Source organism: Saccharopolyspora sp. NPDC002376 (genome assembly GCF_053593195.1).
In genome coordinates this window covers 89,568-111,383 of the sequence record NZ_JBSFBZ010000018.1, presented here as the reverse complement: position 1 = coordinate 111,383, position 21,816 = coordinate 89,568, and the positions used below count along the sequence as shown (strand labels likewise).

The window sequence follows — 21,816 nt, the reverse complement described above, 5'->3', positions numbered from 1 at the left end:
AGCTCGACGGCAAGATGGTGCTGGACGCCCCGTTCATCGACGTGGTCCGCGGCAAGCTGGGCGCGCCGTTCGTGTGGCCGCTGGTCGGCGACGCCGCGAAATTGACACAACCCCGGGTGACGCAAGGCATTCCGCAGGTGGTGTGCCGTGAGCACTTTTTGGTGCTGTGGCACCGGAAAGTGCTCACGGGGGTGAGGCGGAGCGTCAGGAAGCGGCGAGGTCTCGGGAGAGGGCCGTCAGGCGGCTGATCGCGCGGAGGTACTTCTTGCGGTAGCCGCCATGCAGCATCTCCTCGGTGAACAGCGTCGAGAGCGATTCGCCCGAGACTCGCACCGGGATCGAACGGTCGTAGAGGCGGTCGGCGAGGGCGACCAGGCGCAGCGCCACGTCCTGGTCGGGGGCCGCGTGCACGCCGCTGAGGTGGACCGCGGTCACGTCGTCGACCAGGCGGCCGTACTTCGAGGCGTGCACGCTGGCGAGGAAGTCGCACAGCACGTCGAAGTCGTCCAGCGTTGAGCCGTCGGTCGCCTCGGCGAGGCGGTGCAGCTCGTCGTCGCTCATCGGCGGCGGCGCGTCCGGCAGACCGCGGTGCCGGTAGTCCGGGCCGTCGACTCGCACGACGCCGAAGCGGGCCGACATCGCGTGGATCTCACGGAGGAAGTCCGCCGCCGCGAAGCGGCCCTCGCCGAGCTTGTCCGGCAGGGTGTTGGAGGTGGCCGCGACGTGCACACCGGCGTCGGTGAGCTTCGCGATCAGCTGGGTGACCAGCATCGTGTCACCGGGGTCGTCCAGTTCGAACTCGTCGATGGCCAGCAGCTCGTGCTCGGAGAGCCGCCGGACGGTCTCGGCGAAGCCCAGGGCGCCGACCAGGCTGGTCACCTCGACGAACGTGCCGAAGGACTTGCGGCCCTCGGTGGCGTGCCACAGCGAGGCCAGCAGGTGGGTCTTGCCGACGCCGAACCCGCCGTCGAGGTAGAGGCCGCGCTTGCCGCTGTCGGGCTTCTTGCGGCCGAACATCCCGCGCAGCCACGACCCGCCGCTGCTGTCGGAGTTGATCCGCTCGGCGAAGGTCGCGCACTCCCGGACGGCTTCCGACTGGCTGGGCTCGTCGGGGTTGGGCAGGTAGGTGTCGAAGCGCACCGCGTCGAACATGGGTGGCGGGGTCATCGCCTGGACCAGCTCGTCCGGGGTGAGATCAGGACGGCGGTCCACCAGACGCGGGAAACTCATGCGCTGACTCTATCTCCGGGCACTGGGCCGCCCGGCCGTGCGGGCACGTGCTCCTGCTCACCCACCACCCCGGCCGGGCCTCGGCAGACGTGGTGGGATTGGCGTGTGGTGGACAGGCTTTGGCCGCTGGACGGCGCGCAGCAGGTGGACGACGAGCTGGAACAGTTCTACACCTACCCCGAGCATCTGGAACGCCCCTGGGTGCGGGTCAACTTCGTCTCCAGCCTGGACGGCGCGGTCACCGTCGAGGGCGCTTCGGGCGGCCTGTCCGCGCCGGTCGACCAGCGGGTGTTCGGCTTGATCCGGGAGGCCTCCGACGTGGTCCTGGTCGGCGTCGGCACCGCGATGGTCGAGGGCTACCACGGCGTCAAGCGCCACGAGGTCCGCACGGAGCGACGCGAGCGCCTGGGCATGTCGGAGGTCCCGCCGATCGCGCTGGTCACCGCGCGCGCATCGCTGCCCCCGGACTCGCCGCTGCTGACCGACACCCTGGTGCCGCCCATCGTGCTCACCACCGAATCCGCCCCCGCGCAACGCCGGGCCGAACTCGCCGATGCGGGCGCCGACGTCGTCGTCACCGGGGACCGGGAAGTGGATCTGCGGGTGGCGCTGGACGCGCTGGACGAGCGCGGGCTGCGCCGCATCGGCTGCGAAGGTGGCCCGCGGCTCTTCGGCTCCCTGATCGACCAGGACCTCGTCGACGAGATGTGCCTGACCCTGTCACCGCTGTTGGCCAGTGGAGATGCCGGTCGGATCGCCGCGGGCGCCGGTGCCGAGCCGCCCCGGGCGATGCGGCTGGAGTCGGTTCTGCACGCGGAATCGCTGCTGCTCCTGCGTTACGCGAGAATGCGCGAGTGACTGTTGGGGCCAGCACCGACGAGGCGCTCGTGGCTGCTGCGAAAAGCGGCGACGCGACCGCCTTCGACCAACTGGTCCGCAAGCACACCGCCACCATGTACCGGATCGCCTACCGGATCCTCGGCGATTCCGCGGAGGCCGAGGACGCGGTGCAGGAGGCGTGGGTGTCGGCTTGGTGGGGCCTGGCGCGGTTCCGCGGCGATTCGGCCCTGGCCCAGGTCCGCCGCCGCAAACCCACGGTGCCGCTGGAGCCGACGGCGGAGGTGCTCTCCGGTCGGGACACGGTCGATCCGGAAGGCCACGCGGTTCGCAGCGAGGAAGCCGCGCTCGTGCATCGGGCCATCAACACGCTCGAACCCTCGCAACGTGTTCCCCTCGTACTGTGGGAGTTGGAAGGCTTGAGCTACGAGGAGATCGCGGAGGTGCGCCGCGCGGATCCCGGTCGACCCGCCGCACGGCCTGGTGGAACGCGCCCTCATGGACTTGGCGGTGCGCTACCTGCTGCCCGCGACGCTGACCGAGCAGATCCAGCAGGAGCTGACCTCCGCGCTGCGGGACGTCCTGGGCGCGGGAGCACCGGCGGTGTGGGTGCGCATCGCCGACGTCGAACCGCAGAGAACGACATGAGATTGGCGATGCGGCGCCCAGCCGCGCAAGATCAGATCGGGTGCGCGCATCCGATGCACAGCAGATCACGCCGGGCCGCGGCTTCGGCGCAACCGGGAAGGAGCGGTATTTCCATGGCTCAGAACAGCGGAGGAACCCAGGACGCGCAGTCGTCTTCGAGCGAGCGCGGCACCGAGAGCCGGCGGATCTCCGAGACCCGCACCAGCACGGCACCGACCCGACTGGCCGACGACACCGCGCAGGGCAAGACCACCATCGCGGCCTCGGTGGTGCAGAAGATCTCCGGGATCGCGGCCCGCGAGATCTCCGGGGTGTACGCGATGGGCGGCGGGGTCTCCCGCGCCTTCGGCGCCATCCGGGACCGGATCCCGGGCGGCAGCGGCACTTCCTCCACCTCCGGCGTGCAGGTCGAGGTCGGCGAGAAGCAGGCCGCGGTCGACCTGGACATCGTGGTCGAGTACGGGGCGTCCATCGTGGACCTCGCGCGCGCGGTGCGGCGCAACGTGATCACCGCGGTCGAGCGGATGACCGGGCTGGACGTCATCGAGGTCAACATCGTGGTCAACGACATCCACCTGCCCAACGAGGACGGCGAAGAAACCGTCCAGCCCGCCACCTCCCGCGTCGAATGACCGAGCGGTAGCAGCACACACCCGATCTCCAGGAGGACGTCCACCGAATGCCGGAGCAGGTTTCCGCCAGCGAGCTGGCCGACCGGGTGCTGGCGCACCCCTCGGTGGTGCGGCTGCACGGCGGCCGGTACGGCGAGATCGCCACCTACCAGCCCGGGCAGCAGATCACCGGGGTCCGGGTGGGCGACGACGCGGTCGAGATCGCGGTGGTGCTGCGGTTGGACCGACCGCTGCCGGGGGTGGTGGCCGAGCTGCGCGGCGAGCTGACCGCGGCCGTCGGCGGGATTCCGGTGGACATCACGGTGGCCGACGTGTTCGGCCCCGACGATCCGCCGGAGGGCGCATGATGGTCGCTGTGCAGCAGGATCCGGACACCCGCCGGGCGATCCGCGCGTTCGTCCGGGCCAACCACCCGGACGTCGGGGGCGACCCGGAGGCGTTCGCCGCCGGGCTCGCCGAACTGCGCGCGGGCCGCGACCGCTACGACGCGCCGATCGTGGTGGTGCACCGGCCGCGCGGGATCCGCGGGCTGCTGCACCGGATCCGCGACTGGCGAGCCCGCCGCAAGCAGCCACCCCGGGTCCGATGAGAGCCTTTCCCCGCACTGGTGTCGATCTTCGTCGGCTCGAGCACCGAGCCAGTCCTTTGGAGGGTTTGCCAGATGAATTGGACACAGACCGGTCTGCTCGCCGGGCTGATCCTCGGCGCGGCCGCCGCGATCGGCGGATTCACCGGTTTCCTGATCGCACTGCTGGTCGGTGTGCTCGGGCTGGTGGTCGGCCGGTTGCTGGACGGTGAGCTGGAGATCGGCGACATCCTCGGTCGCGGGCGCGACCGATGAGCACCGAGGCCGCCGAGCGCGCCGACCCGGCCGACCGGGGCCGGTTGCACATCAGCCGCACGGTCCTGCGCAAGATCGCCGAGCACACCGCGGACCAGGATCCGGGCTCCGCGCGTACGCGCCGACGGATCGCCGGGGTCGGGCTCGGCGGGCACGGAGCGAGCGCCCAGGTGTCCGGCCCGAACGACGCGCTGCGGGTCCGGCTGGACGTCGCGCTGCGCTACCCGGCGCCGGTCCGCGAGGCCATCGCGGCGCTGCGCACCCGGATCGGCGAAGAGCTGACGCGCCTGGCCGACTGCCAGGTGCGCACCGTCGACGTGACCGTGTCCGGGCTGGTCGCCGCGGATGCGCCACCGCGGGTGGAGTGAGGACATGCGATTTCTGGTTCGCCTGATCACGACGCTGCTCGGTGTCGCCGTCGCCGCTGCTGGAGCGGTGCTGGCGATCGAGGCGGTGGCAGCGCTGGTGCAGCCGGGCCGCGGCGGCCTGATCGTGCCCTGGCAGCGCATCCACGCCGCGCTGAGCGTGACGTCGTGGGACGACGCGCCGGTCCGGGTGACCGCCGCACTGGTGCTCGTGGCCGGGCTGGTCCTGCTGATCGTCGTGACGGGCTCGCGGCGTCGGGAGATCCGGCTGCACGACCCGGCCCCGGAAGTCACCGTGACCACCGATCCGCGGTCGCTGGCCCGGCTGGTCGGGCACCAGGTGCGCGACCAGGACGGCGTCGCCACCGCCGCAGTCACCGCGAGCGCCAAGCGCGTGCAGGTCAAGGCGAGTTCGCAGTTCAGGGAGGTCGGCGACCTGCCGGGTCGGTTGACCGAGACCGCCGAGACCGCCGTGCAGGACCTTCCGCTGCGCAGCACTCCCAAGGTGCTGGTGTCGGTGAGCACGCCCAAGGAGCGTCGATGACCGAGATCAAGCCGAGCACCACCCCGACCGGTCGCGGCATGGGCTTCGAACGCGGCGTGATCGTGCTGATCGCGGTGCTCGCCGTGGTGCTCGGCGCCGCAGCGCTGCTGGTCGGGACCGGCTGGCTCGGCCTGTTCCGGGCGCAGCGCCCGCTGGCTGATCCGATCCTGGTGCAGTGGCTGAGCGAGAACTCGCAGCTCGCCCTCGGGATCGGGATCGCGGTCGGCATCGCGCTGTTCGTCCTGGGCCTGTGGTGGGTGGTCCGGGCGCTGCGCCCGGAATCCCGCCCGGACGTGCGGCTGGAGCGCGGCAACGGCGAGCTGACGGTGACCGCCGCAGCGCTGACCGAGGCGGTGCGCGCCGACGCCGAACAGGTCACCGGCGTCAACCGGGCGCGAGTCCGGATGGCCGGTACCGAGCAGCGCCCGTCGCTGCGGCTGACGCTGTCGCTGCAGGAGGGAACTGACGTCAAGCAGGTGTGGGGAGATCTCGACGCGAAAGTCCTTTCCCGCGCCCGCGAAGCGCTGGGGACGGATACCTTGCCCACGGCGATCCGCCTGCAACTGGACCGGGCTCCCCGCCAACGCGTCCACTGACCGAGGAGGTCCGCTGTGCTCCCCCTGCAGCCGCCGGTGAAACCGATGCTGGCCAGTCCGACCGACGGCCTCCCGCGGCAGGGCGGCCTGCTGTTCGAGCCGAAGTGGGACGGTTTCCGCTGTCTGGTGTTCGTCGATCCGCAGGCCGACTCCCCGGTGCAGCTGCAGTCCCGCACCGGCCGGTCGCTCAACCGCTACTTCCCCGAGGTGCTGGCCACCGTCGCCGAGCACGTCCGGCGTCCGGCGGTGCTGGACGGCGAGCTGGTGGTGATCCAGCGCGACGACGTGGGCGACCGACTGGACTGGGACGTCCTGGGCGAGCGCATCCACCCGGCCACCAGCCGAGTCCGGATGCTCGCCGAGCAGACCCCGGCCACCTTCATCGCCTTCGACCTGCTCGCCCTGGACGACCGCGACCTCACCGAAGCCCCGCAGACCGAGCGCCGCGAACTGCTCGCCGGGCTCGGCCTCGACAGCAGCGGCCTGCGCACCACGCCGGTCACCGACGACCCGGACACCGCCGCGGAGTGGTTCCGGGTGTTCGAGGGTGCCGGTCTGGACGGCATCATCGCCAAACCCACCGGCGGCGCCTACCTGCCCGGCAAGCGGACCATGCTCAAGATCAAGCACTCGCGCACCGCCGACTGCGTGGTCGCCGGATTGCGCTGGCACGCCAAGACCGAACCCGGCACCGCGGTGGGATCGCTGCAGCTGGGCCTGCACGACGAGCACGGGGTGCTGCACCACGTCGGCGTCGTGGGCGCGTTCCCCGCCGCACGGCGACGCGAGCTGGCCACCGAACTCGCCGAGCTCATCACCGACGGCGAGCACCCGTGGCTGGGCGAGAACGCGACGGGCCGACGGCTGCCAGGGTCGGTGAACCGCTGGAGCAGCAGCGAGCAGCCGTGGGTGCCGCTGCGGCCGGAGCGGGTCGTCGAGGTCTCCTACGACCACACCGAAGGCGGGCATCCGGCCCGGTTCCGCCACACCACGCAGTTCGTCCGGTGGCGCCCGGACCGCGATCCGGAGTCCTGCCGCTACGACCAGCTGGACGAGCCGACGCGCTACGCCCTCGACGCGGTGCTGGTCGGCGACGTGGATCGCGAAACCCGTTCGAACGGGTAATGTCCGTCGCCGTGCACATCGCGGTGATCGGTTCTGGCGGCATCGGTGGAGTTCTCGCAGCGGCAGCGCATGCCGCCGGGCACGAGGTGTCGCTGTGCGTGCGAACCCCGTTCGACCGGTTGACGGTGGAAACCCCGGAAGGCACCGGAGAAGTCCCGGCATCGGTGGTGACCGACCCCGGCGAGCTCGGCGAAGCCGACTGGATCCTGCTGACCACCAAGGTCCAGGACGTGCCGAGCACGACCGGCTGGCTGCAGCGCCTGGACGACGGCCGCGCGCCGATCGTGGTGGTGCAGAACGGAGTTGAGCACCGAGAGTCGGTCGCCGCGATGAACCTGCGCGGCCCGGTCCTGCCCGCGCTGATCTACGTCGCGGCCGAACGGGTCAGCCCCGGCCACGTGGTCCGCCGCTCCCCCATGACGATGCAGGTCGAAGCGGGCGAAGTCGGTGAGCGCTTCGCCGATCTGCTCGCCGGCGACGCCCTGACCATCCGCCCGACCGACGACTTCCACACTGCGGCATGGCGAAAGATGCTCACCAACCTGGCCCCGAACCCCATTACCGCCCTCACCCTCCGCCGCCTGGACGTCCTCTCCGAACCCGACGTCCAGGAACTGTGCGCAGGCGTACTCGCCGAGGCGGTCGATGTGGCCCGGGCCGAAGGCGCGAACCTCACCCACTCCGACGCCGAACGGGTCCTGGCCGACTACATCGAAAGGTTCCCCCCGACAAACGGAACGTCGATGCTCTACGACCGAATCGCCGGCCTACCAACAGAACACGAACACATCACGGGCCCCCTCGTCCGAGCAGCAACCACCCACAACATCCCAGTCCCCCTCAACAGAACCCTCCTAACCCTCATGCGGGCACTCCACCCCACCAAGCTCCCAGCGGTCTGACCACCGGTCTCGGAGCACCTCCCGGGCCGACAAGGCTTCCCGGTGGTCACCGACCAGGATCAAATTCAATTGGAAATCAGACGTCTGATGTCCATTGAGCCCTTTTCATCCTGTCCGGCTGGTGACCGCGAAGCACGACCGACACCGCGCAGCGAGGGTCGCATGCGCCGCAGGCGCATAGCCCACCCCCGCAACCGGCACCGCCGCGGGTTCTCAGACTGTGCCCGCCCGACTTGGGCTCTTGGCGAGGACAGCCCGTTTGCCGTGTATTGGACATACATAAAAACGGGATCCCGCAGCCAGGCGACGTCTGAGGTTCCGCCACCCGCACCGCCACGCAAAACGAGCCTGGCAAAACCTCCTTGAAATTGCGGAAGAACTCCACAGACCGGGCGAGTTGTCCACAGCTCTCGGCGTGTCGGGCGCACGACTCACCGACGGTGAGGCGAGGCGGCGACGGGTGTGCTCAGTTGGCGCCGGTGTCCTTGAGTTTGTCGTCGTTCTTGGTGGTGCTCACCGAGCCGACTGAGGCTGCGACTACGCAAGCGATCGCTACCCATTGCCAGGCGCCGAGGAGTTCGCCCAGGACCAGGAGGCCGGCTAGGGCCGCTACTGCGGGTTCGAGGCTCATCAGGATGCCGAAGACCCTCGGAGGCATTCGGCGGAGCGCCTCGAGTTCGAGGGAGTACGGGATCACCGAGGACATCAGGGCGACCATCAGGCCGGCGACCAACACCGCCGGGTGCAGCAGGGACGTTCCTGCCTCGGCGATGCCGAACGGGGCCGCCACCAGGGCGCCGAAGGCCATGCCCAGGGCGAGGCCGGAGCCTCCGGTGGTTCGGCTGCCGAGCTTCGCGCCGACCAGGATGTAGCCAGCCCACAGAGCGCCCGCCAGGAGTGCGAAGGCCACGCCGACCGGGTCCAGACCGCCCTCGACCCGGGACAGCAGGAACACGCCGAGACCGGCCAGGACCGCCCACACGACGTCCAGCTTGCGGCGCGAGCCGATCATCGCCACCGCGAGCGGTCCGAGGAACTCGATAGTCACCGCCGCGCCCAGCGGGATCCGTTCGAACGCCTGGTAGATGCAGACGTTCATGCCCGCCAGCACGGAGCCGTAACCGGCCACCACCAGCAGCGTTTTGCGGTCCATGCGCAGCGATGGGCGCCAGACCGCCAGCAGGATCAGCGCGGCGAAGGACAGCCGCAGCGCCACCACACCGGACGCGCCCGCCATGCCGAACAGTTGTTTGGCGAAGGCCGCGCCGACCTGGAGGCTGACCACGCCCACCAGCACCAGCATCGGCGGCGGGATCGCGCCGAGCGCTCGTGCTGAGGCGTGCCCCAAGCTGAACAGCGGTCGCCCGCTCGACGATGCGCTCGAGCTGGTCTGCGCGACGTGCACGATCCCCCTTCGCAATCCGAGTTCGCCTACCGCCGCACGTTAGCTCGGCACCGCCGGGCCGCCCACCGAAATGTCAGGGCCCTCACCGGAGCCTCACCTCGATCATGCGATGCTGACCGGGTTCTGCCACCGCGCTTCGCCGACGAGGAGTACCCGTGCCGCGCACCACTCATCGGGCCGGGGCCGTGCTGCTGCCGTTGCTGCTGGTGGTCCTCACGGCGTGCTCCGCTGGCCCGTCGGACCGCCCGGCGGTCGCCTTCCAGGACGGCGACCAGCAGGTCGCGCCCGCGCCGCAGCCGCCGAAACCGGCGCCCGTCCCGGAGCTCGGCGGACCCGCCGACGACATGCTCAACTGGTCGGACTGCACCGACCAGACCCGCGACGAGCTGGGCGGCGCTCTACCGCCGGGCCTGACCGTCGACTGCTCGCAGCTGCTGAGCACGCTCGACTCGCCGGAGGCCCCGGAGCGCGGCACCGCGCGCAACGCGCTGATCCGCGTCGGCTCCGGGGAGCGCGTGCCGCTGGTGGTGGTCGGTGACATCGGCGGCGAGCCCGGCACCACCTTCGCCGCGCGGATGGCCGCGCAGCTGCCGCAGCTGCTGAACACCTTCGACATCATCGGCATGGACCGGCGCGGCACCGGCGAGTCCGATCCGGCCGACTGCGTGCCGCAGCCGCAGCGCGAGGACATCGTCGGCTTCGACGCGCGCGCCACCGACCGCGCCGACCTGGACCGGCTGCTGGACTCGGTGCTGCGCGCCAGCCAGGAGTGCCTGCTCGACCTCGACGAGCGGCTGCAGGCCTACGACACCTGGCGGGCCGCCTCCGACCTCGAAGAACTCCGCCTGGACTTGGGCGTGCCGAAGCTGCACGCGATCGGCCGCGGCGAAGCGTCCCGGCTGCTGACCACCTACGCCGAGCGGTTCCCGACCTCGGTGGGCCGGCTGGTGCTGGACGGTGCGCCGGACCCGACCCGCGACGCCATCGGGCAGGCGGAGCTCCAGGCGCAGAGCGCGGAGGAGGTCTTCGACGTTTTCGCCGCGGACTGCAGCAGTCGCGGCTGCCCGCTCGGCCCGGATCCGCGCAAGGCGGTCAGCGATCTCATCGACCGCACGCGCAAGGATCCGCTACCGGCTCCGGAGACCTCCGTCGGCAGCGGTCGTGTGGTGCAGGCGATCTTGCTCGGACTGGCGGACCGCAACAGCTGGCCCGCGCTGGCCGATGCGTTGGCCGCAGCGAACCGCGGTGACGGTGCTGGGCTGGCGAAGATCAGCGCGCCGCTGGTCACCGCGCAGGGTGCCAACCCGCCGTGGCTGGACGGCGAGCTGATCACCAGCTGCAACGACACCACGCTGCGGGTGCCGCCGCAGCGCGCCAGCGAGCTAGCGACGGACTTGGTGAGCAGGTTCCCGCTGTTCGGCGGTGCCGCAGCTCAGCGGCTGGTGTGGTGCGGGTCGTGGCCGGTCCCGCAGCAACCGCTGCCCGCGCCGCGCCGCCCCGACCTGCCGCCGATCCCGGTGATCAGCACCGCGAACGATCCGATGGTGCTGGAGTCGGGCAGCGAGCACCTGGCCGAGCAGCTGCCGACCGGCGTGCTGGTGCGCTGGCAGGGCGCCGGGCACGGTGCGATCGGCCGTTCCCAGTGCGCCACCGACGCCGTCAGCAAGTTCCTGCTGCAGGGCGCCGTCCCGACGGACGGCATGGCCTGCCCGGAGTGATCCCGCAAACACCCCGGGCAGACCCACGCCGCTCAGCCGCAGCTGGGGCAGCAGCCACAGGATGGACCGCTGCAGCTACCGCAGCAGCTGCAACCACCCTTGGCTTGCGGAGCGCGCTCGACTTCGGTGCGGACCATGTTGGCCTCCCGCTTCGTGGGAAATACAGCACGTGCGATGGTGCACGCCAACGGAGCAATGGCGACACCGCCGCCCGAGCGAACCGATGTGCTCCATCGAGCTGCTCGGAACCCATCAATCCATTGCAATCAGTAGCGGGTATCGAGAACGCTCCCGGCGAATCCGGCATGCGGGTGAAATGATCAGTTCCTCCGACCGAAGGAGCTCCATGCTCGACCGTGCCATCCTGCTGATCACCGGCATCCAGGCCGCCGGGAAGTCGACGATCGCGCAAGGCATCGCCGAACGCCTGCCCCGCTCGGTGCACCTGCGAGGCGACGCGTTCCGCCGCATGGTGGTCGGCGGCCGCGAGGAGATGACGGCGACGCCGTCCGACGAGGCGCTGCGCCAGCTGCGGCTGCGGCACCGGCTGACCGCGCAGACCGCGGACGCCTACTTCACCGAGGGTTTCACCGTCGTCGTGCAGGACGTCGTGCTCGGCGAACACCTGACCGAGCTGGTCGAGCACGTCCGCAGCCGTCCGCTGCTGGTGGTCGTGCTCGCCCCGGACGTCGAGGCGATCGCCGAGCGCGAAGTGGGTCGTGGCAAGGACGCCTACGGCATCTTTCAGATCGCCGAGCTGAACAAGGTGCTGCACGAGCACACACCACGCCTGGGCCTGTGGCTGGACACCTCCGACCAGACACCTGAGCAGACCGTCGAGGAGATCCTGCGCCGCTGGACGGAAGCCGTCGTCTGAGGCGCTAGAACGCCCACTGGTATTCCCGCTGGTACAGGTTTTGCTGCTGGTAGGTCGACTGCGCGGCGCCGGCGGCGAGCAGGCCGAGCACACCCAAGGCGATGAACACGATCAGCAGCACCCTGCCGCCCTTGGACATCACCAGCGGGCGCGTGCCGGGCGACTGGCGCGGTGGGTTCTCCTCCGCCTTCGCCTCGCCGAAGAGCTTGCGCGGGTAGGCACCGGTGAGCAGGTAGAAGTAGGCGTTCGTGCGGAATCCCCAGCGCAGCGCCGCCGCGGCGGCGTCAAACACCGGGCGCGGGGTGCGGCCCAGGACCAGCACGATCAGCCAGATGAAGAACGCCAGGACGGCCCAGCCGTGGGCGACGACCGCGCTGACCACCGCCGCCGGGATCACCAGGATGAGCCGGAAGAACACTGCCAGCCGGTTCAACTCCTCCGGCCGGACCTCGATCTGAACCGGGTAGTCCGGCTGGTCCACCAGGAACGGCGGGTACCGGTCGACGAGCAGCAGCTGGGACGCCGACACGCGCGCGTGGTAGCCGACGAAGAGGGTCAGGAAACCGGAGATCCAGTCCGGCAGGCGGCCGAGGAACAGCGCGGCGAACCAGCCGATGATCACCACCACCGCGGCCGCGATCGAGACGAACCACAGCACGATGAAGTGCGGGATGAGCAGCAGGATTCGCAGCAGGACGGTCCAGCGCCGCTGCAGCTCGGGCGGCGTGACGTCCAGCTCCGGGCGGAACAGGTCTGGTGGCTGCGCGGTCATCGGCGCCTCCTGTCCTAAGTGGATCGGGCTGGAGGTTACCCACCAACGCGGTAATCGGCAGATCGTCCGCAGCGCGGTGACGAGGCGATACGGTGGTGCTGTGGAGCGCGGCGAACCGGACGACCAGACCGCTCGCCTCGGCGACGACCTCGACGGGCTCGACCCGGAGGATCCCGAGGTCCAGGCCTTCGCAGCGCACCGCGACCGGATGCGCCGGCCGAACGCCGACGCCACCGTCGAGGGCATGCTGCGCGGCGTGGACGACTTCGCCCAGAGCGTCAACCGCACCGGCGGCCACCGCCGCCTCGTGGCGGTCGCAGTGGTCGCGCTGATCCTCCTCGGCGTCCTCTACACGGTCTGGAACGCCCTCACCTTCGTCATCAACACCTTCCGGCTGAACCGTCGGCGGTGGTGTTCGACTCGATCTGATCCTGCGACTGTGCAGTTGATCTTGAGTCGGATTAGCGTGGACGCATGGATGCAGGGACGCCGAAGGTGAGCAAGACCGACGCCGAGTGGCAGGAGCAGCTCAGCCCGAACGAGTACGCCGTGCTGCGGCAAGCCGCCACCGAGCCGGCCTGGCAGGGCGAGTACGTCGACACCAAGACCACCGGCATCTACGAGTGCCGCGGCTGCGGAGCGGAGCTGTTCCGCAGCCAGACCAAGTTCGAGTCGCACTGCGGCTGGCCGTCGTTCTACGACCCGGCCGACAGCGACGCGGTGATCCTGCGCGAGGACCGCTCCCTCGGCATGGTCCGCGTCGAGGTCCTGTGCGCGGCCTGCCACGGCCACCTGGGCCACGTGTTCGAGGGCGAGGGCTACGCCACCCCCACCGACCAGCGCTACTGCATCAACTCCATCGCCGTCCGACTGGTGCCGGCGGACTGACGATCATCGATCTCGAACTGATCACTAGTTCGAGTGGGGTGTCAATAGCAAAGTTGACGGTTGCGTCAAGCCTTGGGTAGACATAGGCTCGTGAAGCAACGCGGCCTCCTGAAGAAGATCGCCAAGGCGGCGAAGCGCAGGAAGATCCGCTGGGGATTCGCCCGAGAAGGCGGGAACCACACGATCTACCAGCTAGGCGAGATGCGGCTACCGATTCCGAGACACAGCGAGATCGGTGAGAACACCGCCATGGACATCTTCAAGGAGTGCCAGAAGGAACTCGGGGAGAAGTGGTGGCTGTGATGACGACCTACGACGTGCACGTCACTCGTGACGGAAAGTTCTGGATGATCAGGGTTCCTGCGGTCGAAAGAACAACCCAAGCTCGCAAAGTGTCAGAGATCAGGGAAATGGCGCAGGATCTGATCGAGATCATGACGGACAAGCCTGCTGGCGACATCGAGCTGGACATCCACATCGACCTCCCCGCCGAGGTGCAGGAACGCTTGGACCGGGCGGAGGCACTTCGAGCCGAGGCGGCTCAGGCGCAGGGGAAGGCCGCAGAGGAACTCCGCGGCGCCGCCGCCACCTTGCACGACATCGGCCTGTCCATGCGGGAGATCGGACAGGTTCTCGGCGTGTCCTACCAACGTGCTCATCAACTGGTGAGCGGCGGCCGGCAAGCCGCGTAGCCGAATCGCAACGTGAGATTGTCCTCAGCTGGATCAGCGGGTCAGTCTGTTGTGTCAGCGTTTGGCGCATGAGTTGGGAGCACGTGGTCACGTGGGTCGCCGCAGGACTGGCGATCGTGGCCGTCGGGGTCGCCGGGTGGCAGTTGGTGCTGGCCCGACGCGAGGCCCGTGAGGCGGCGCAGCAGACGGAAGCGATGCGCCGCCTGGTGACCGCCGCCGAGGGCCAAGCGGAGAAGGCCACGAAGGCGGCCCAGAACGCCCGCACGCAGGCGGAGCGGGCCTGGGAGCAGATCAAGCTGGCGCAGAGCCAGCTGGAGGAAGCTCGGGAGGAGCGCAAGACCAGCACGCAGACCGAGCAGTGGGAGTGGGCGTACGCGATCACCACCAGCGCCCGCGAGCTCGTGGACAGCAGCCAGGAGCTGATCCGCACCGCCATGGACGGCCAGGTCGCGCCGCACTACCGGGTGGCCGCCGACCGGCACTACCGCCAGACCGCTCAGCGCTGGCAGGAGACCATGGTCAAGGCGGTCGCGCGCACATCGCCGCCGCTGGAGACGCAGCAGCAGATCGTCCGGTTCGTCGACGTGCACCAGCGCTTGCACGGACATCTCGGCGTGCTGCTGCGCGCCGTCGAGACCGACACGCTGTCGCAGGGCGACGCGCTCAGCAGGCAGGTCCTGGGGCTGCGCCAGGAGTTCAACAGCGTGCACCGGCACCTGCAGCGCACCATCAGCGCGAACCTGTCCAAGCCGGACACCGCGACCCAGGCGAACCTGTCCAAGCCGGACACCGCGACCCAGGCGAACCTGCCCAAGGCGGACACGCCGACCCAGGCGAACCTGCCCAAGCCGGGCGTTCCGCCCCAGCAGATCGCTCAGCGGAACGACCGCGCGGGGTCGGTGCCACCCGGAGAACCAGGCGACCCCGACCCCGCGCGGGACATCGGAGCTCGGTTGACGCAGACCGTCAGGGGAGCCGGGTCACCAGGTCGGTGACGTCGACCCGGTGGCCCGTGTAGAACGGGATCTCCTCGCGGACGTGGAGGCGGGCCTCGGTGCTGCGCAGGTGGCGCATCAGGTCGACGATGCGGTGCAGCTCGTCGGCTTCGAAGGCCAGCATCCACTCGTAGTCGCCGAGCGCGAAGGAGGCCACCGTGTTCGCCCGGACGTCCGGGTAGTCGCGGGCTTCCTTGCCGTGGTCGGCCAGCATCTTGCGGCGCTCGTCGTCGGGCAGCAGGTACCACTCGTAGGAGCGCACGAACGGGTACACGCAGATGTACTTGCGCGGTTCCTCACCGGCCAGGAACGCCGGGATGTGGCTCTTGTTGAACTCCGCCGGGCGGTGCAGCGCGACGTTGCTCCACACCGGCTCGGAGGACTGGCCGAGCGGGGTCTCGCGGCGGAACCCGGTGTAGGCGGCCTGGACCTGCTCGATCTCCTCGGAGTGCCACCAGATCATGAAGTCCGCGTCAGCCCGCAGGCCGGAGACGTCGTAGACGCCGCGGACCACGACGCCGGACTCGGCCAGCGAGTCCAGGTACTCCTGGGTCACCTGAGCGGCCTTGGCCCGGTCCTCGGGCAGGGTGCCCTGCTCGATCCGGAACACCGACCACATGGTGTAGCGAATGGTGTCGTTGAGCTCGTCGTAGTTCAGCCGCGCCATGTCCTTATCGTCCCACTTCTCTGAGGGTCCCCGGCAGCAGGGCCCGCGTGATCTCCATCGCTGCGGACTCCCCCGTCGCGATGCACGCCGGGACCCCGACGCCGTGCAGCGCCGCCCCGGCCAGGGCCAGCCCCGGCACCTCGGCCAGCGCCCGTTCCACGTCGGCGACCAGGTCCAGGTGGCCCACGCCGTACTGCGGCAGCCCACCGCCCCAACGCACCACGGTCGACTCCACCGGCTGCGCCGCGATCCCGGTCAGCTCGGCGAAGTCGGCCTGCACCCGGCGCAGCACCTCGGCGTCGTCGAGCTGCAGGTCCGCGGTCTCGCCGAAGCGGCCGACCGAACCCCGCACCAGCAGTTCGCCGTTCGCGCCGCGCAGGTGCGGCCACTTGTTGCTGGAGAAGGTGAAGGCCTTCGCGGTGAACGGGGTTCCGTCGTCGTGGCGCTCGCCGCGCGCGATCAGCACGCCCGAGGCGTTCGGCAGTTCCGCGTCCGCGGGCAGCGCGAGGCCGACGACGATCATGGAGGCCAGCTCCACCTCGCCGAGCTTGGCCGCCGCGCTCGGCACGACGTCCTGGAGCAGTCGGCGCGCCGCAGGAGCGGGAACCGCCAGCACGACACCGTCGACGTCCAGGAACTCCGGACTCGGCGCCGCCCCGATCTCCAACCGCCAACCGGATTCGGTCCTGGCCAGGCTTCGCACCGGCAGCCCGAGCCGGAGCTTCGCATCGGCGGCGATCAGCAGCTGGTCGATCAACCGCCGGTAGCCGTTCTGGAAAGCACCGAACACCGGCAACTTCGGCGCATCGGGCTTCGGCGCTGGCAGCGCAGCGGAGGCCGCAGCCGTGATCGACTCCGCTCCCCCGTCCAGCGCCGCTGCCAGGGCCGGGATCGTGGCCCGCAGCCCGAGACGGTTCGAATCTCCCGCGTAGACACCGCCGAGAAGCGGCTCCACCAGCCGGTCCACGACCTCGTCGCCGACCCGGCCGCGCAGCAGCTCGCCGACCGACGCATCCGCACCTTCGAGCCGCAGCGGCGGCAGGTCTTTCTCCGCGCGGACCAACGACAGACCGGCGTCGGACAGCACGTCCTGCACCGACTCGGGCTCAGCGGGAACGCCCATGACGGTCCCGGTCGGCAAGCGCCGCGTCCGGCCACCAGCGCGCACGGACGCCGAAAAACCGCCCGGGTGCACGACGTCGTCGGCCACGCCCAGCTCGTCCGCGAGGCGCAGGACCTCGGGCCGCCGCGCCAGGAACGCCTCCGCCCCGACGTCATAGGACCGCCCGGCCAGTTCGACCGTGCGCAGCTTGCCGCCGACGCGGGAAGCCTGCTCGACCAGGACGATCTCGGCCTGCGGACCGAGTTCTCGGCGCAACCGGTGGGCGGCGGCCAATCCCGCGATGCCGCCGCCGACGACCGCGACTCGAGGAGCCATCACTGCTGCTTGCTCGCGGTGTGGACGAGCTCAACGACTCGGGTCAGCACCTCCGGCTCGGTGGTCGGTAGCACCCCGTGACCGAGGTTGAAGATGTGCCCGCCGGCCGCTTCGCCCTCGGCGAGGATCCGGCGCACCTCGCGCTCCACCGCGTCCCAGCCGGCGAACAGCACCGCCGGGTCGAGGTTGCCCTGCACCACCGGCGCTGCCGCGTCGGGCATGGCCGCGCGCAGCCGCACCGCGGCGTCGTCCAGCGGCACCCGCCAGTCCACACCGACCACGTCGGGTCCGGCGGTGCGCATCGCGCCGAGCAGCTCGCCGGTGCCCACCCCGAAGTGGATCTTCGGCACGTCGGCGATCTCGGCGACCTCGGCGAAGATCCGCTCGCTGTGCGGCAGCACGAACTCGCGGTAGTCGCGCAGCGAGAGCGCCCCGGCCCACGAGTCGAACAGCTGGATCGCGTCGACCCCGGCCGCCAGCTGCACCTTCAGGAACTGGAGCGTGGCCGCCGACAGCTTCTCCATCAGCGAGTGCCAGGTCTGCGGATCGGAGTGCATCAGCGCCTTGGTGTGCTCGTGGTTGCGGCTCGGACCGCCCTCGACCAGGTAGGAGGCCAGCGTGAACGGCGCACCGGCGAACCCGATCAGCGGCGTCTGCCCCAGCTCCCCGACCAGCAGGCGGACCGCCTCGGCGACCGGCGCGACCTGCTCCGGCGCCAGCTGCGGCAGCGCGGCGACGTCGTCAGCGCCGCGGATCGGCTCGGCCACCACCGGCCCGGTGCCCGCGACGATGTCCAGCCCGATGCCCGCGGCGTACAGCGGCAGCACGATGTCGCTGAACAGGATCGCGGCGTCCACCCCGTGCCGGCGCACCGGCTGCAGGGTGACCTCGCTGACCAGCTCCGGGGTCAGGCACGCCTGCAGCATCGGCACGCCCTCCCGGACCCGCCGGTACTCGGGCAGCGAGCGACCCGCCTGGCGCATGAACCAGACCGGGGTGTGCCGGGGGGTGCCACCGCGGGCGGCGACGAGGAAGGGAGCGTCGGAGAGGTCTCGGCGGGCCGAGACCGGCGCGGGATTCGTCATCGGGGGTCAGCGTCCGTACGTCGATCGATCCCCGGAGCACCGCACGGGCATGCCACGGCGGCGGACCGGGCTGGCAAAGCCAATCTTCGCATGAGGTGTTCTCCGGACTCGCTCTGCGTAGCGGTGCAGGTAGCGGAACCTCAGCGCCCACCTGGACTCCGGGACCATGGACCTGGGCATCACCAACACCTTCTCCTCGTCGGTGTCGACAGGGGAGCTTGGCGAGGTGGGGTGCTGATGGCCACAGCTGGTCTTGATCGGCGCGCCTCCGTGAGCACTCTGATCCGGCCGCTTAGAGTCGGTGACGTGACGGAGATGGCGGCGGCGCCCGACGTTTTTCGGCAGGCAGTTGCCACGTTGACGTCGGCTCGCCCGCGTGCAGAGATCGAGCTGTCCGAAGTTGGCCCGCCCAAGCGACTCGCCCCCTGGGCGCACGCGCTGGCCGCCGAGGCGAACGGTCCGGCCGGTGAGCTGGCCACCGCTCGACTGGTCCTGCTGCACGACCCGGAGGGCCAGGAGACGTGGGACGGCGTGCTGCGGCTCGTGGTGTTCCTGCGGGCCGAGCTCGACCCGGAGCTGGCCACCGACCCGCTGCTGCCGGCCGTCGGCTGGTCGTGGCTCACCGATGCGCTCGAGGGCTCCGGAGCGTCGTGGACGGCGTTGGGCGGCACGGTCACGCTGACGTCCTCGGCCCGCTTCGGCGACATCGCCGGACCGTCCCGCAGTCACGATCTGGAGCTGCGCGGGTCGTGGACGGCCACCGACCCCGATCTGGAGCCGCACGCGGCGGCATTCCAGGAACTGATCGCGAGCGCGGCGGGACTGCCGCCGGAAGGCGTCTCGATGCTCGGCCGTCCGTCCAACAGCGTTGCGCCGCACGACTGAGCCGCCTTCGTCCGATCACCGGCTGTGTCCGCCGACTCCAGCGCGTAAGATCCTGCGACAGGCCGAGCGTGCGACACGCCGAAGTCCATTTCCATTCGCGAAGTTCCGTCACCGGCCGCGAAACCGTTGAACACGCAAATTATTCACGATACGCGTTCATATTATGTCGGTTGGCCACGCTCCGACGTTACGGTGATTGCAGATAGTCACCCGAAAGCGTGACTTGATCATGCGCAGGTGCCAACTCGATCGGGATAGATACCCGATTGATCGTCCCACTGACCCGCTTGGGCGGTTACGCTGCCACCCGACGACACCACTTTCGGTCGATCAGTGGCGCGGCTGATTGGTCGAAAGTCCCGGTGCCGGTCGGGGGGCACGACCGACTCCAGGGAGGTAGTGACGTGGCTGCCGTCGGCTTAGGTCAGGCCGCTCGAACCACGCCCGCCGGCACTTTGCCGGCCAACATGGTCCCGCACCCGCGGGAAGAGCTGTTCACGGTGCTCGTGGTGGATGACCATCCGCTGCTCCGGGAGGCCATCGCCGCCCGGCTGCTGCAGATGGGCGCTGGCACGGTGCACGAGGCCGCATCGATGGCCGAGGCCAGAGCTCGCGCTCTGGCGACCGGTCCGTGCGACCTCGCCATCCTCGATCTCGGACTCCCGGACGGGACCGGCATCGAACTGGTCACCGAACTCCGGAGCCAGGGATGGCCTCGGATCGTGGTGCTCGCATCGTCCGATGACCCGTACGCGGTGCGGGCCGCCTTCCAAGCAGGTGCGCAGGCGTACCTGCTGAAGTCGGCCTCGCCGATGGTGGTCACCGACGGCGTGCGCCGCGTGCTCGACGGCGGGGTGTACGCCGACCCGAGCGTGGCGCCGGTGCTAGCCGCCGGTACCCGCGTACCCGGGACGGACAACACCCCTCGCGAGCTGTCCGGGCGAGAGGTCGAAGTTCTCCAGTTGGTGGCCGACGGCCGTTCCAACAAGGAGATCGGCGAGGCCCTGAACCTCTCCGCGCTCACGGTGAAGAGCCACCTGTCGCGGATAGGGCGCAAGCTGGGCACCGGCGACCGGGCACAGATGGTCGCGCTGGCCATGCGGGCCGGCGTGATCCGCTGATCCGGACGCCTACGCACCTGCACCGGAGCGGTCGGCCCGACGAGCTCGGTCGGAGTGGCCCCACGGAGCGGACCAAAGCACGTAAGGTCTGGTAGCCGTGGAAGCTGCAAGCCCCGAGACCGTCGGGTCCGACCGCCCGGAACCGGTGTTGTTGACCGAACCCGCCGACGGCGTACCGCCGGTGGTGGACACTCAGGCGGCGTTGCGCGCCGCCGCGACAGCGCTCGCCGCGGGCAACGGACCGGTGGCCGTGGACACCGAGCGCGCTTCGGGATACCGCTACTCGCAACGCGCCTACCTGGTGCAACTGCGCCGCCAAGGTGCCGGGACCGTGCTGGTGGACCCGATCGCACTGCGAGGTGAGCTCGATCCGCTGGTGTCGGCGCTGGCCGACACCGAGTGGGTGCTGCACGCCGCCTCGCAGGACCTGCCCTGCCTGGCCGAGCTGGACCTGCGTCCGGCGCGGCTGTTCGACACCGAGCTGGCCGGGCGACTGGCCGGCCTCGAGCGCGTCTCGCTCGGCGCGCTCGTGGAGCGCATGCTCGGCTACCAGCTGGAGAAGGGGCACAGCGCGGCCGATTGGTCGCGGCGCCCGCTCCCCCAGGACTGGCTGGTCTACGCCGCGCTCGACGTCGAGCTGCTGGTCGATCTGCGCGATGCGATGCACGACGAGCTGGAGGATCAGGGCAAGCTCGAGTGGGCGTTCGAGGAGTTCGAGGCCGTCCGCACCGCCGAGCCGGCTCCCCCGCGCGCCGAACCGTGGCGCCGCACGTCGGGCATCCACCGCGTGCGCAACCCGCGACAGCTGGCCGCCGTTCGCGCGCTCTGGCAGACCCGCGACAAGTTCGCCCGCGACCGCGATCTCGCACCGGGCCGGGTGCTGCCCGACTCCTCCATCGTGCAGGCCGCACAGGCCAATCCGAAGTCCGAGGCCGATCTGGTCGCACTGCCGGTGTTCGGCGGTCGGCAGCAGCGGCGCCGGGCCTCGATGTGGTTGCAGGCGCTCCGGTCGGCTCGACGGCTCGAGAACGACGAGCTGCCCGCTCCGGCCTCCCCCCACGACGGCCCGCCCCCGACGAACCGGTGGGCCGACCGCGATCCGGACGCGGCCGCGCGGCTGGCGGCAGCCCGCTCGGCGCTGTCGAAGATCGCCGAGGACCACCGGCTGCCGGTGGAGAACCTGCTGCTCCCGGACCTCGTGCGGCGGACCTGCTGGACCCCGCCCGAGGACCGGAGCCTGACCGCGGTGACGGCGTTGCTGCGCGAGAAGGGCGCCCGCGGGTGGCAGCTAGAGCTGACCGCTGAAGCGATCAGCGAAGCGCTCCACGCCACCGCGCCCTCGGAATGACCGCTCCTCGCTGACGGCACCAACAGCCGGTGGGCCGCGGTGCTGTCGGTGTCTGGAGAGTGGATGATCGACGCTGGCCGTCCCACGATCAACAGGTGAGACACCCGACAGGGGTGGCCGTGTGGTTACCGGCGGGTAATAAGCGCTAGAGTGCGGTTACCGGCCGGTAAGCATCTGCACGGACCTGGCCGGTCACCATCCATCA

27 protein-coding genes and 1 pseudogene are annotated in these 21,816 nt (G+C 70.4%); 22 read left to right on the top strand and 6 right to left on the bottom strand.

The window, feature by feature from the left end; genetic code table 11:
* Nucleotides 1-248: hypothetical protein (locus ACWCO2_RS15175; RefSeq protein ID WP_450128328.1), on the top strand; the 248-nt coding region annotated here is incomplete at its 5' end.
* Here the strand turns inward: ACWCO2_RS15175 and zapE are convergent.
* Nucleotides 205-1,230 (bottom strand): cell division protein ZapE, encoded by a 1,026-nt coding sequence (gene zapE / locus ACWCO2_RS15170; protein WP_450128327.1) that lies wholly within the window; start codon nt 1,228-1,230, stop codon nt 205-207. The genes ACWCO2_RS15175 and zapE overlap by 44 nt on opposite strands.
* Nucleotides 1,231-1,335: 105 nt before the next feature.
* Between zapE and ACWCO2_RS15165 the strand changes: the two genes are divergently transcribed.
* From ACWCO2_RS15165 to ACWCO2_RS15115, 11 genes and pseudogenes are all read left to right on the top strand, one after another.
* Complete coding sequence (locus tag ACWCO2_RS15165; RefSeq protein ID WP_450128326.1) at nt 1,336-2,088, top strand: pyrimidine reductase family protein; 753 nt, start codon at nt 1,336-1,338, stop codon at nt 2,086-2,088.
* Nucleotides 2,085-2,501 (top strand): annotated as a pseudogene (locus ACWCO2_RS15160) (RNA polymerase sigma factor); the annotation flags it as partial. The gene ACWCO2_RS15165 and the pseudogene ACWCO2_RS15160, both read left to right, overlap by 4 nt.
* Nucleotides 2,502-2,828: 327 nt before the next feature.
* Complete coding sequence (locus tag ACWCO2_RS15155; RefSeq protein WP_450128333.1) at nt 2,829-3,347, top strand: Asp23/Gls24 family envelope stress response protein; 519 nt, start codon at nt 2,829-2,831, stop codon at nt 3,345-3,347.
* A 47-nt stretch (nt 3,348-3,394) separates the two neighbouring features.
* Entirely contained in the window at nt 3,395-3,694 is a 300-nt protein-coding gene (locus ACWCO2_RS15150; RefSeq protein WP_450128325.1) for a hypothetical protein, read from the top strand.
* Nucleotides 3,691-3,936 carry a hypothetical protein gene (locus ACWCO2_RS15145; RefSeq protein ID WP_450128324.1) on the top strand — a complete coding sequence of 82 codons (246 nt, stop codon included), beginning with the start codon at nt 3,691-3,693 and terminating at the stop codon, nt 3,934-3,936. Before ACWCO2_RS15150 ends, ACWCO2_RS15145 begins: the two co-directional genes overlap by 4 nt.
* A gap of 72 nt (nt 3,937-4,008) precedes the next feature.
* Complete coding sequence (locus tag ACWCO2_RS15140) at nt 4,009-4,188, top strand: hypothetical protein (RefSeq protein WP_450128323.1); 180 nt, start codon at nt 4,009-4,011, stop codon at nt 4,186-4,188.
* Nucleotides 4,185-4,556: an Asp23/Gls24 family envelope stress response protein gene (locus ACWCO2_RS15135; RefSeq protein WP_450128322.1), complete on the top strand. Its 372-nt coding sequence runs from the start codon at nt 4,185-4,187 to the stop codon at nt 4,554-4,556. The genes ACWCO2_RS15140 and ACWCO2_RS15135 overlap by 4 nt, the downstream gene beginning before the upstream one ends.
* A 4-nt stretch (nt 4,557-4,560) precedes the next feature.
* Nucleotides 4,561-5,097 carry a DUF6286 domain-containing protein gene (locus tag ACWCO2_RS15130; RefSeq protein WP_450128321.1) on the top strand — a complete coding sequence of 179 codons (537 nt, stop codon included), beginning with the start codon at nt 4,561-4,563 and terminating at the stop codon, nt 5,095-5,097.
* Nucleotides 5,094-5,693 (top strand): alkaline shock response membrane anchor protein AmaP, encoded by a 600-nt coding sequence (gene amaP / locus ACWCO2_RS15125; protein ID WP_450128320.1) that lies wholly within the window; start codon nt 5,094-5,096, stop codon nt 5,691-5,693. The genes ACWCO2_RS15130 and amaP overlap by 4 nt, the downstream gene beginning before the upstream one ends.
* Nucleotides 5,694-5,708: 15 nt before the next feature.
* A complete protein-coding gene (locus tag ACWCO2_RS15120) occupies nt 5,709-6,818 on the top strand; it encodes an ATP-dependent DNA ligase (protein WP_450128319.1) in 1,110 nt (369 codons plus the stop codon).
* Nucleotides 6,818-7,720, top strand: coding sequence for a 2-dehydropantoate 2-reductase (locus ACWCO2_RS15115; protein ID WP_450128318.1), 903 nt, complete (start codon nt 6,818-6,820; stop codon nt 7,718-7,720). The genes ACWCO2_RS15120 and ACWCO2_RS15115 overlap by 1 nt, the downstream gene beginning before the upstream one ends.
* Nucleotides 7,721-8,186: 466 nt before the next feature.
* On the opposite strand, the gene ACWCO2_RS15110 is transcribed toward ACWCO2_RS15115, so the two are convergent.
* Entirely contained in the window at nt 8,187-9,125 is a 939-nt protein-coding gene (locus ACWCO2_RS15110) for an EamA family transporter (RefSeq protein WP_450128317.1), read from the bottom strand.
* 155 nt (nt 9,126-9,280) lie between these two features.
* Between ACWCO2_RS15110 and ACWCO2_RS15105 the strand changes: the two genes are divergently transcribed.
* Nucleotides 9,281-10,843 carry an alpha/beta hydrolase gene (locus ACWCO2_RS15105; protein WP_450128316.1) on the top strand — a complete coding sequence of 521 codons (1,563 nt, stop codon included), beginning with the start codon at nt 9,281-9,283 and terminating at the stop codon, nt 10,841-10,843.
* 346 nt (nt 10,844-11,189) lie between these two features.
* A complete protein-coding gene (locus ACWCO2_RS15100) occupies nt 11,190-11,720 on the top strand; it encodes a phosphotransferase-like protein (RefSeq protein WP_450128315.1) in 531 nt (176 codons plus the stop codon).
* A gap of 4 nt (nt 11,721-11,724) precedes the next feature.
* Here ACWCO2_RS15100 and ACWCO2_RS15095 read toward each other — a convergent pair whose 3' ends face one another.
* On the bottom strand, nt 11,725-12,492 hold the full coding sequence (locus tag ACWCO2_RS15095; protein WP_450128314.1) for a DUF4389 domain-containing protein: 768 nt from the start codon (nt 12,490-12,492) through the stop codon (nt 11,725-11,727).
* Nucleotides 12,493-12,592: 100 nt separating this feature from the next.
* Between ACWCO2_RS15095 and ACWCO2_RS15090 the strand changes: the two genes are divergently transcribed.
* The 5 genes from ACWCO2_RS15090 (at nt 12,593) to ACWCO2_RS15070 (ending at nt 15,067) form a co-directional block, all read left to right on the top strand.
* A complete protein-coding gene (locus tag ACWCO2_RS15090) occupies nt 12,593-12,991 on the top strand; it encodes a hypothetical protein (RefSeq protein ID WP_450128313.1) in 399 nt (132 codons plus the stop codon).
* On the top strand, nt 12,967-13,380 hold the full coding sequence (msrB, locus tag ACWCO2_RS15085) for a peptide-methionine (R)-S-oxide reductase MsrB (RefSeq protein ID WP_450128312.1): 414 nt from the start codon (nt 12,967-12,969) through the stop codon (nt 13,378-13,380). Before ACWCO2_RS15090 ends, msrB begins: the two co-directional genes overlap by 25 nt.
* A 90-nt stretch (nt 13,381-13,470) precedes the next feature.
* A complete protein-coding gene (locus ACWCO2_RS15080; RefSeq protein WP_450128311.1) occupies nt 13,471-13,683 on the top strand; it encodes a hypothetical protein in 213 nt (70 codons plus the stop codon).
* Complete coding sequence (locus tag ACWCO2_RS15075) at nt 13,683-14,072, top strand: hypothetical protein (protein ID WP_450128310.1); 390 nt, start codon at nt 13,683-13,685, stop codon at nt 14,070-14,072. The genes ACWCO2_RS15080 and ACWCO2_RS15075 overlap by 1 nt, the downstream gene beginning before the upstream one ends.
* A 68-nt stretch (nt 14,073-14,140) precedes the next feature.
* Nucleotides 14,141-15,067, top strand: a complete 927-nt coding sequence (locus ACWCO2_RS15070) for a hypothetical protein (RefSeq protein WP_450128309.1) — start codon at nt 14,141-14,143, stop codon at nt 15,065-15,067.
* On the opposite strand, the gene hemQ is transcribed toward ACWCO2_RS15070, so the two are convergent.
* From hemQ to hemE, 3 genes are read right to left on the bottom strand one after another with little or no spacing between them, the layout of a single operon-like run.
* Nucleotides 15,039-15,734 (bottom strand): hydrogen peroxide-dependent heme synthase, encoded by a 696-nt coding sequence (hemQ, locus tag ACWCO2_RS15065; protein WP_450128308.1) that lies wholly within the window; start codon nt 15,732-15,734, stop codon nt 15,039-15,041. The two genes, ACWCO2_RS15070 and hemQ, sit on opposite strands and share 29 nt — an antisense overlap.
* Before the next feature lie 4 nt (nt 15,735-15,738).
* Nucleotides 15,739-17,172 (bottom strand): protoporphyrinogen oxidase, encoded by a 1,434-nt coding sequence (gene hemG, locus ACWCO2_RS15060; protein WP_450128307.1) that lies wholly within the window; start codon nt 17,170-17,172, stop codon nt 15,739-15,741.
* Nucleotides 17,172-18,257 (bottom strand): uroporphyrinogen decarboxylase, encoded by a 1,086-nt coding sequence (gene hemE / locus ACWCO2_RS15055; RefSeq protein WP_450128306.1) that lies wholly within the window; start codon nt 18,255-18,257, stop codon nt 17,172-17,174. Before hemE ends, hemG begins: the two co-directional genes overlap by 1 nt.
* A gap of 315 nt (nt 18,258-18,572) precedes the next feature.
* On the opposite strand from hemE, the gene ACWCO2_RS15050 reads away from it, so the two are divergent.
* The 3 genes from ACWCO2_RS15050 to ACWCO2_RS15040 all read left to right on the top strand — a co-directional run bounded on the left by ACWCO2_RS15050 (nt 18,573) and on the right by ACWCO2_RS15040 (nt 21,611).
* Nucleotides 18,573-19,142 carry a DUF3000 domain-containing protein gene (locus ACWCO2_RS15050; protein ID WP_450128332.1) on the top strand — a complete coding sequence of 190 codons (570 nt, stop codon included), beginning with the start codon at nt 18,573-18,575 and terminating at the stop codon, nt 19,140-19,142.
* 404 nt (nt 19,143-19,546) lie between these two features.
* Nucleotides 19,547-20,263, top strand: coding sequence for a response regulator (locus ACWCO2_RS15045; RefSeq protein WP_010695004.1), 717 nt, complete (start codon nt 19,547-19,549; stop codon nt 20,261-20,263).
* 97 nt (nt 20,264-20,360) lie between these two features.
* Entirely contained in the window at nt 20,361-21,611 is a 1,251-nt protein-coding gene (locus tag ACWCO2_RS15040) for an HRDC domain-containing protein (protein ID WP_450128305.1), read from the top strand.
* Nucleotides 21,612-21,816: the final 205 nt, after the last annotated feature.

Excerpts from the sequence above, each read along its gene's own strand:
- zapE (WP_450128327.1), bottom strand. The coding sequence starts at position 1,230 with ATGAGTTTCCCGCGTCTGGTGGACCGCCGTCCTGATCTCACCCCGGAC.
- ACWCO2_RS15155 (WP_450128333.1), top strand. The coding sequence starts at position 2,829 with ATGGCTCAGAACAGCGGAGGAACCCAGGACGCGCAGTCGTCTTCGAGC.
- ACWCO2_RS15150 (WP_450128325.1), top strand. The coding sequence starts at position 3,395 with ATGCCGGAGCAGGTTTCCGCCAGCGAGCTGGCCGACCGGGTGCTGGCG.
- ACWCO2_RS15145 (WP_450128324.1), top strand. The coding sequence starts at position 3,691 with ATGATGGTCGCTGTGCAGCAGGATCCGGACACCCGCCGGGCGATCCGC.
- ACWCO2_RS15140 (WP_450128323.1), top strand. The coding sequence starts at position 4,009 with ATGAATTGGACACAGACCGGTCTGCTCGCCGGGCTGATCCTCGGCGCG.
- ACWCO2_RS15135 (WP_450128322.1), top strand. The coding sequence starts at position 4,185 with ATGAGCACCGAGGCCGCCGAGCGCGCCGACCCGGCCGACCGGGGCCGG.
- ACWCO2_RS15130 (WP_450128321.1), top strand. The coding sequence starts at position 4,561 with ATGCGATTTCTGGTTCGCCTGATCACGACGCTGCTCGGTGTCGCCGTC.
- amaP (WP_450128320.1), top strand. The coding sequence starts at position 5,094 with ATGACCGAGATCAAGCCGAGCACCACCCCGACCGGTCGCGGCATGGGC.
- ACWCO2_RS15115 (WP_450128318.1), top strand. The coding sequence starts at position 6,818 with ATGTCCGTCGCCGTGCACATCGCGGTGATCGGTTCTGGCGGCATCGGT.
- ACWCO2_RS15100 (WP_450128315.1), top strand. The coding sequence starts at position 11,190 with ATGCTCGACCGTGCCATCCTGCTGATCACCGGCATCCAGGCCGCCGGG.
- ACWCO2_RS15095 (WP_450128314.1), bottom strand. The coding sequence starts at position 12,492 with ATGACCGCGCAGCCACCAGACCTGTTCCGCCCGGAGCTGGACGTCACG.
- msrB (WP_450128312.1), top strand. The coding sequence starts at position 12,967 with ATGGATGCAGGGACGCCGAAGGTGAGCAAGACCGACGCCGAGTGGCAG.
- ACWCO2_RS15075 (WP_450128310.1), top strand. The coding sequence starts at position 13,683 with ATGACGACCTACGACGTGCACGTCACTCGTGACGGAAAGTTCTGGATG.
- ACWCO2_RS15070 (WP_450128309.1), top strand. The coding sequence starts at position 14,141 with ATGAGTTGGGAGCACGTGGTCACGTGGGTCGCCGCAGGACTGGCGATC.
- hemQ (WP_450128308.1), bottom strand. The coding sequence starts at position 15,734 with ATGGCGCGGCTGAACTACGACGAGCTCAACGACACCATTCGCTACACC.
- hemG (WP_450128307.1), bottom strand. The coding sequence starts at position 17,172 with ATGGCTCCTCGAGTCGCGGTCGTCGGCGGCGGCATCGCGGGATTGGCC.
- hemE (WP_450128306.1), bottom strand. The coding sequence starts at position 18,257 with ATGACGAATCCCGCGCCGGTCTCGGCCCGCCGAGACCTCTCCGACGCT.
- ACWCO2_RS15050 (WP_450128332.1), top strand. The coding sequence starts at position 18,573 with ATGGCGGCGGCGCCCGACGTTTTTCGGCAGGCAGTTGCCACGTTGACG.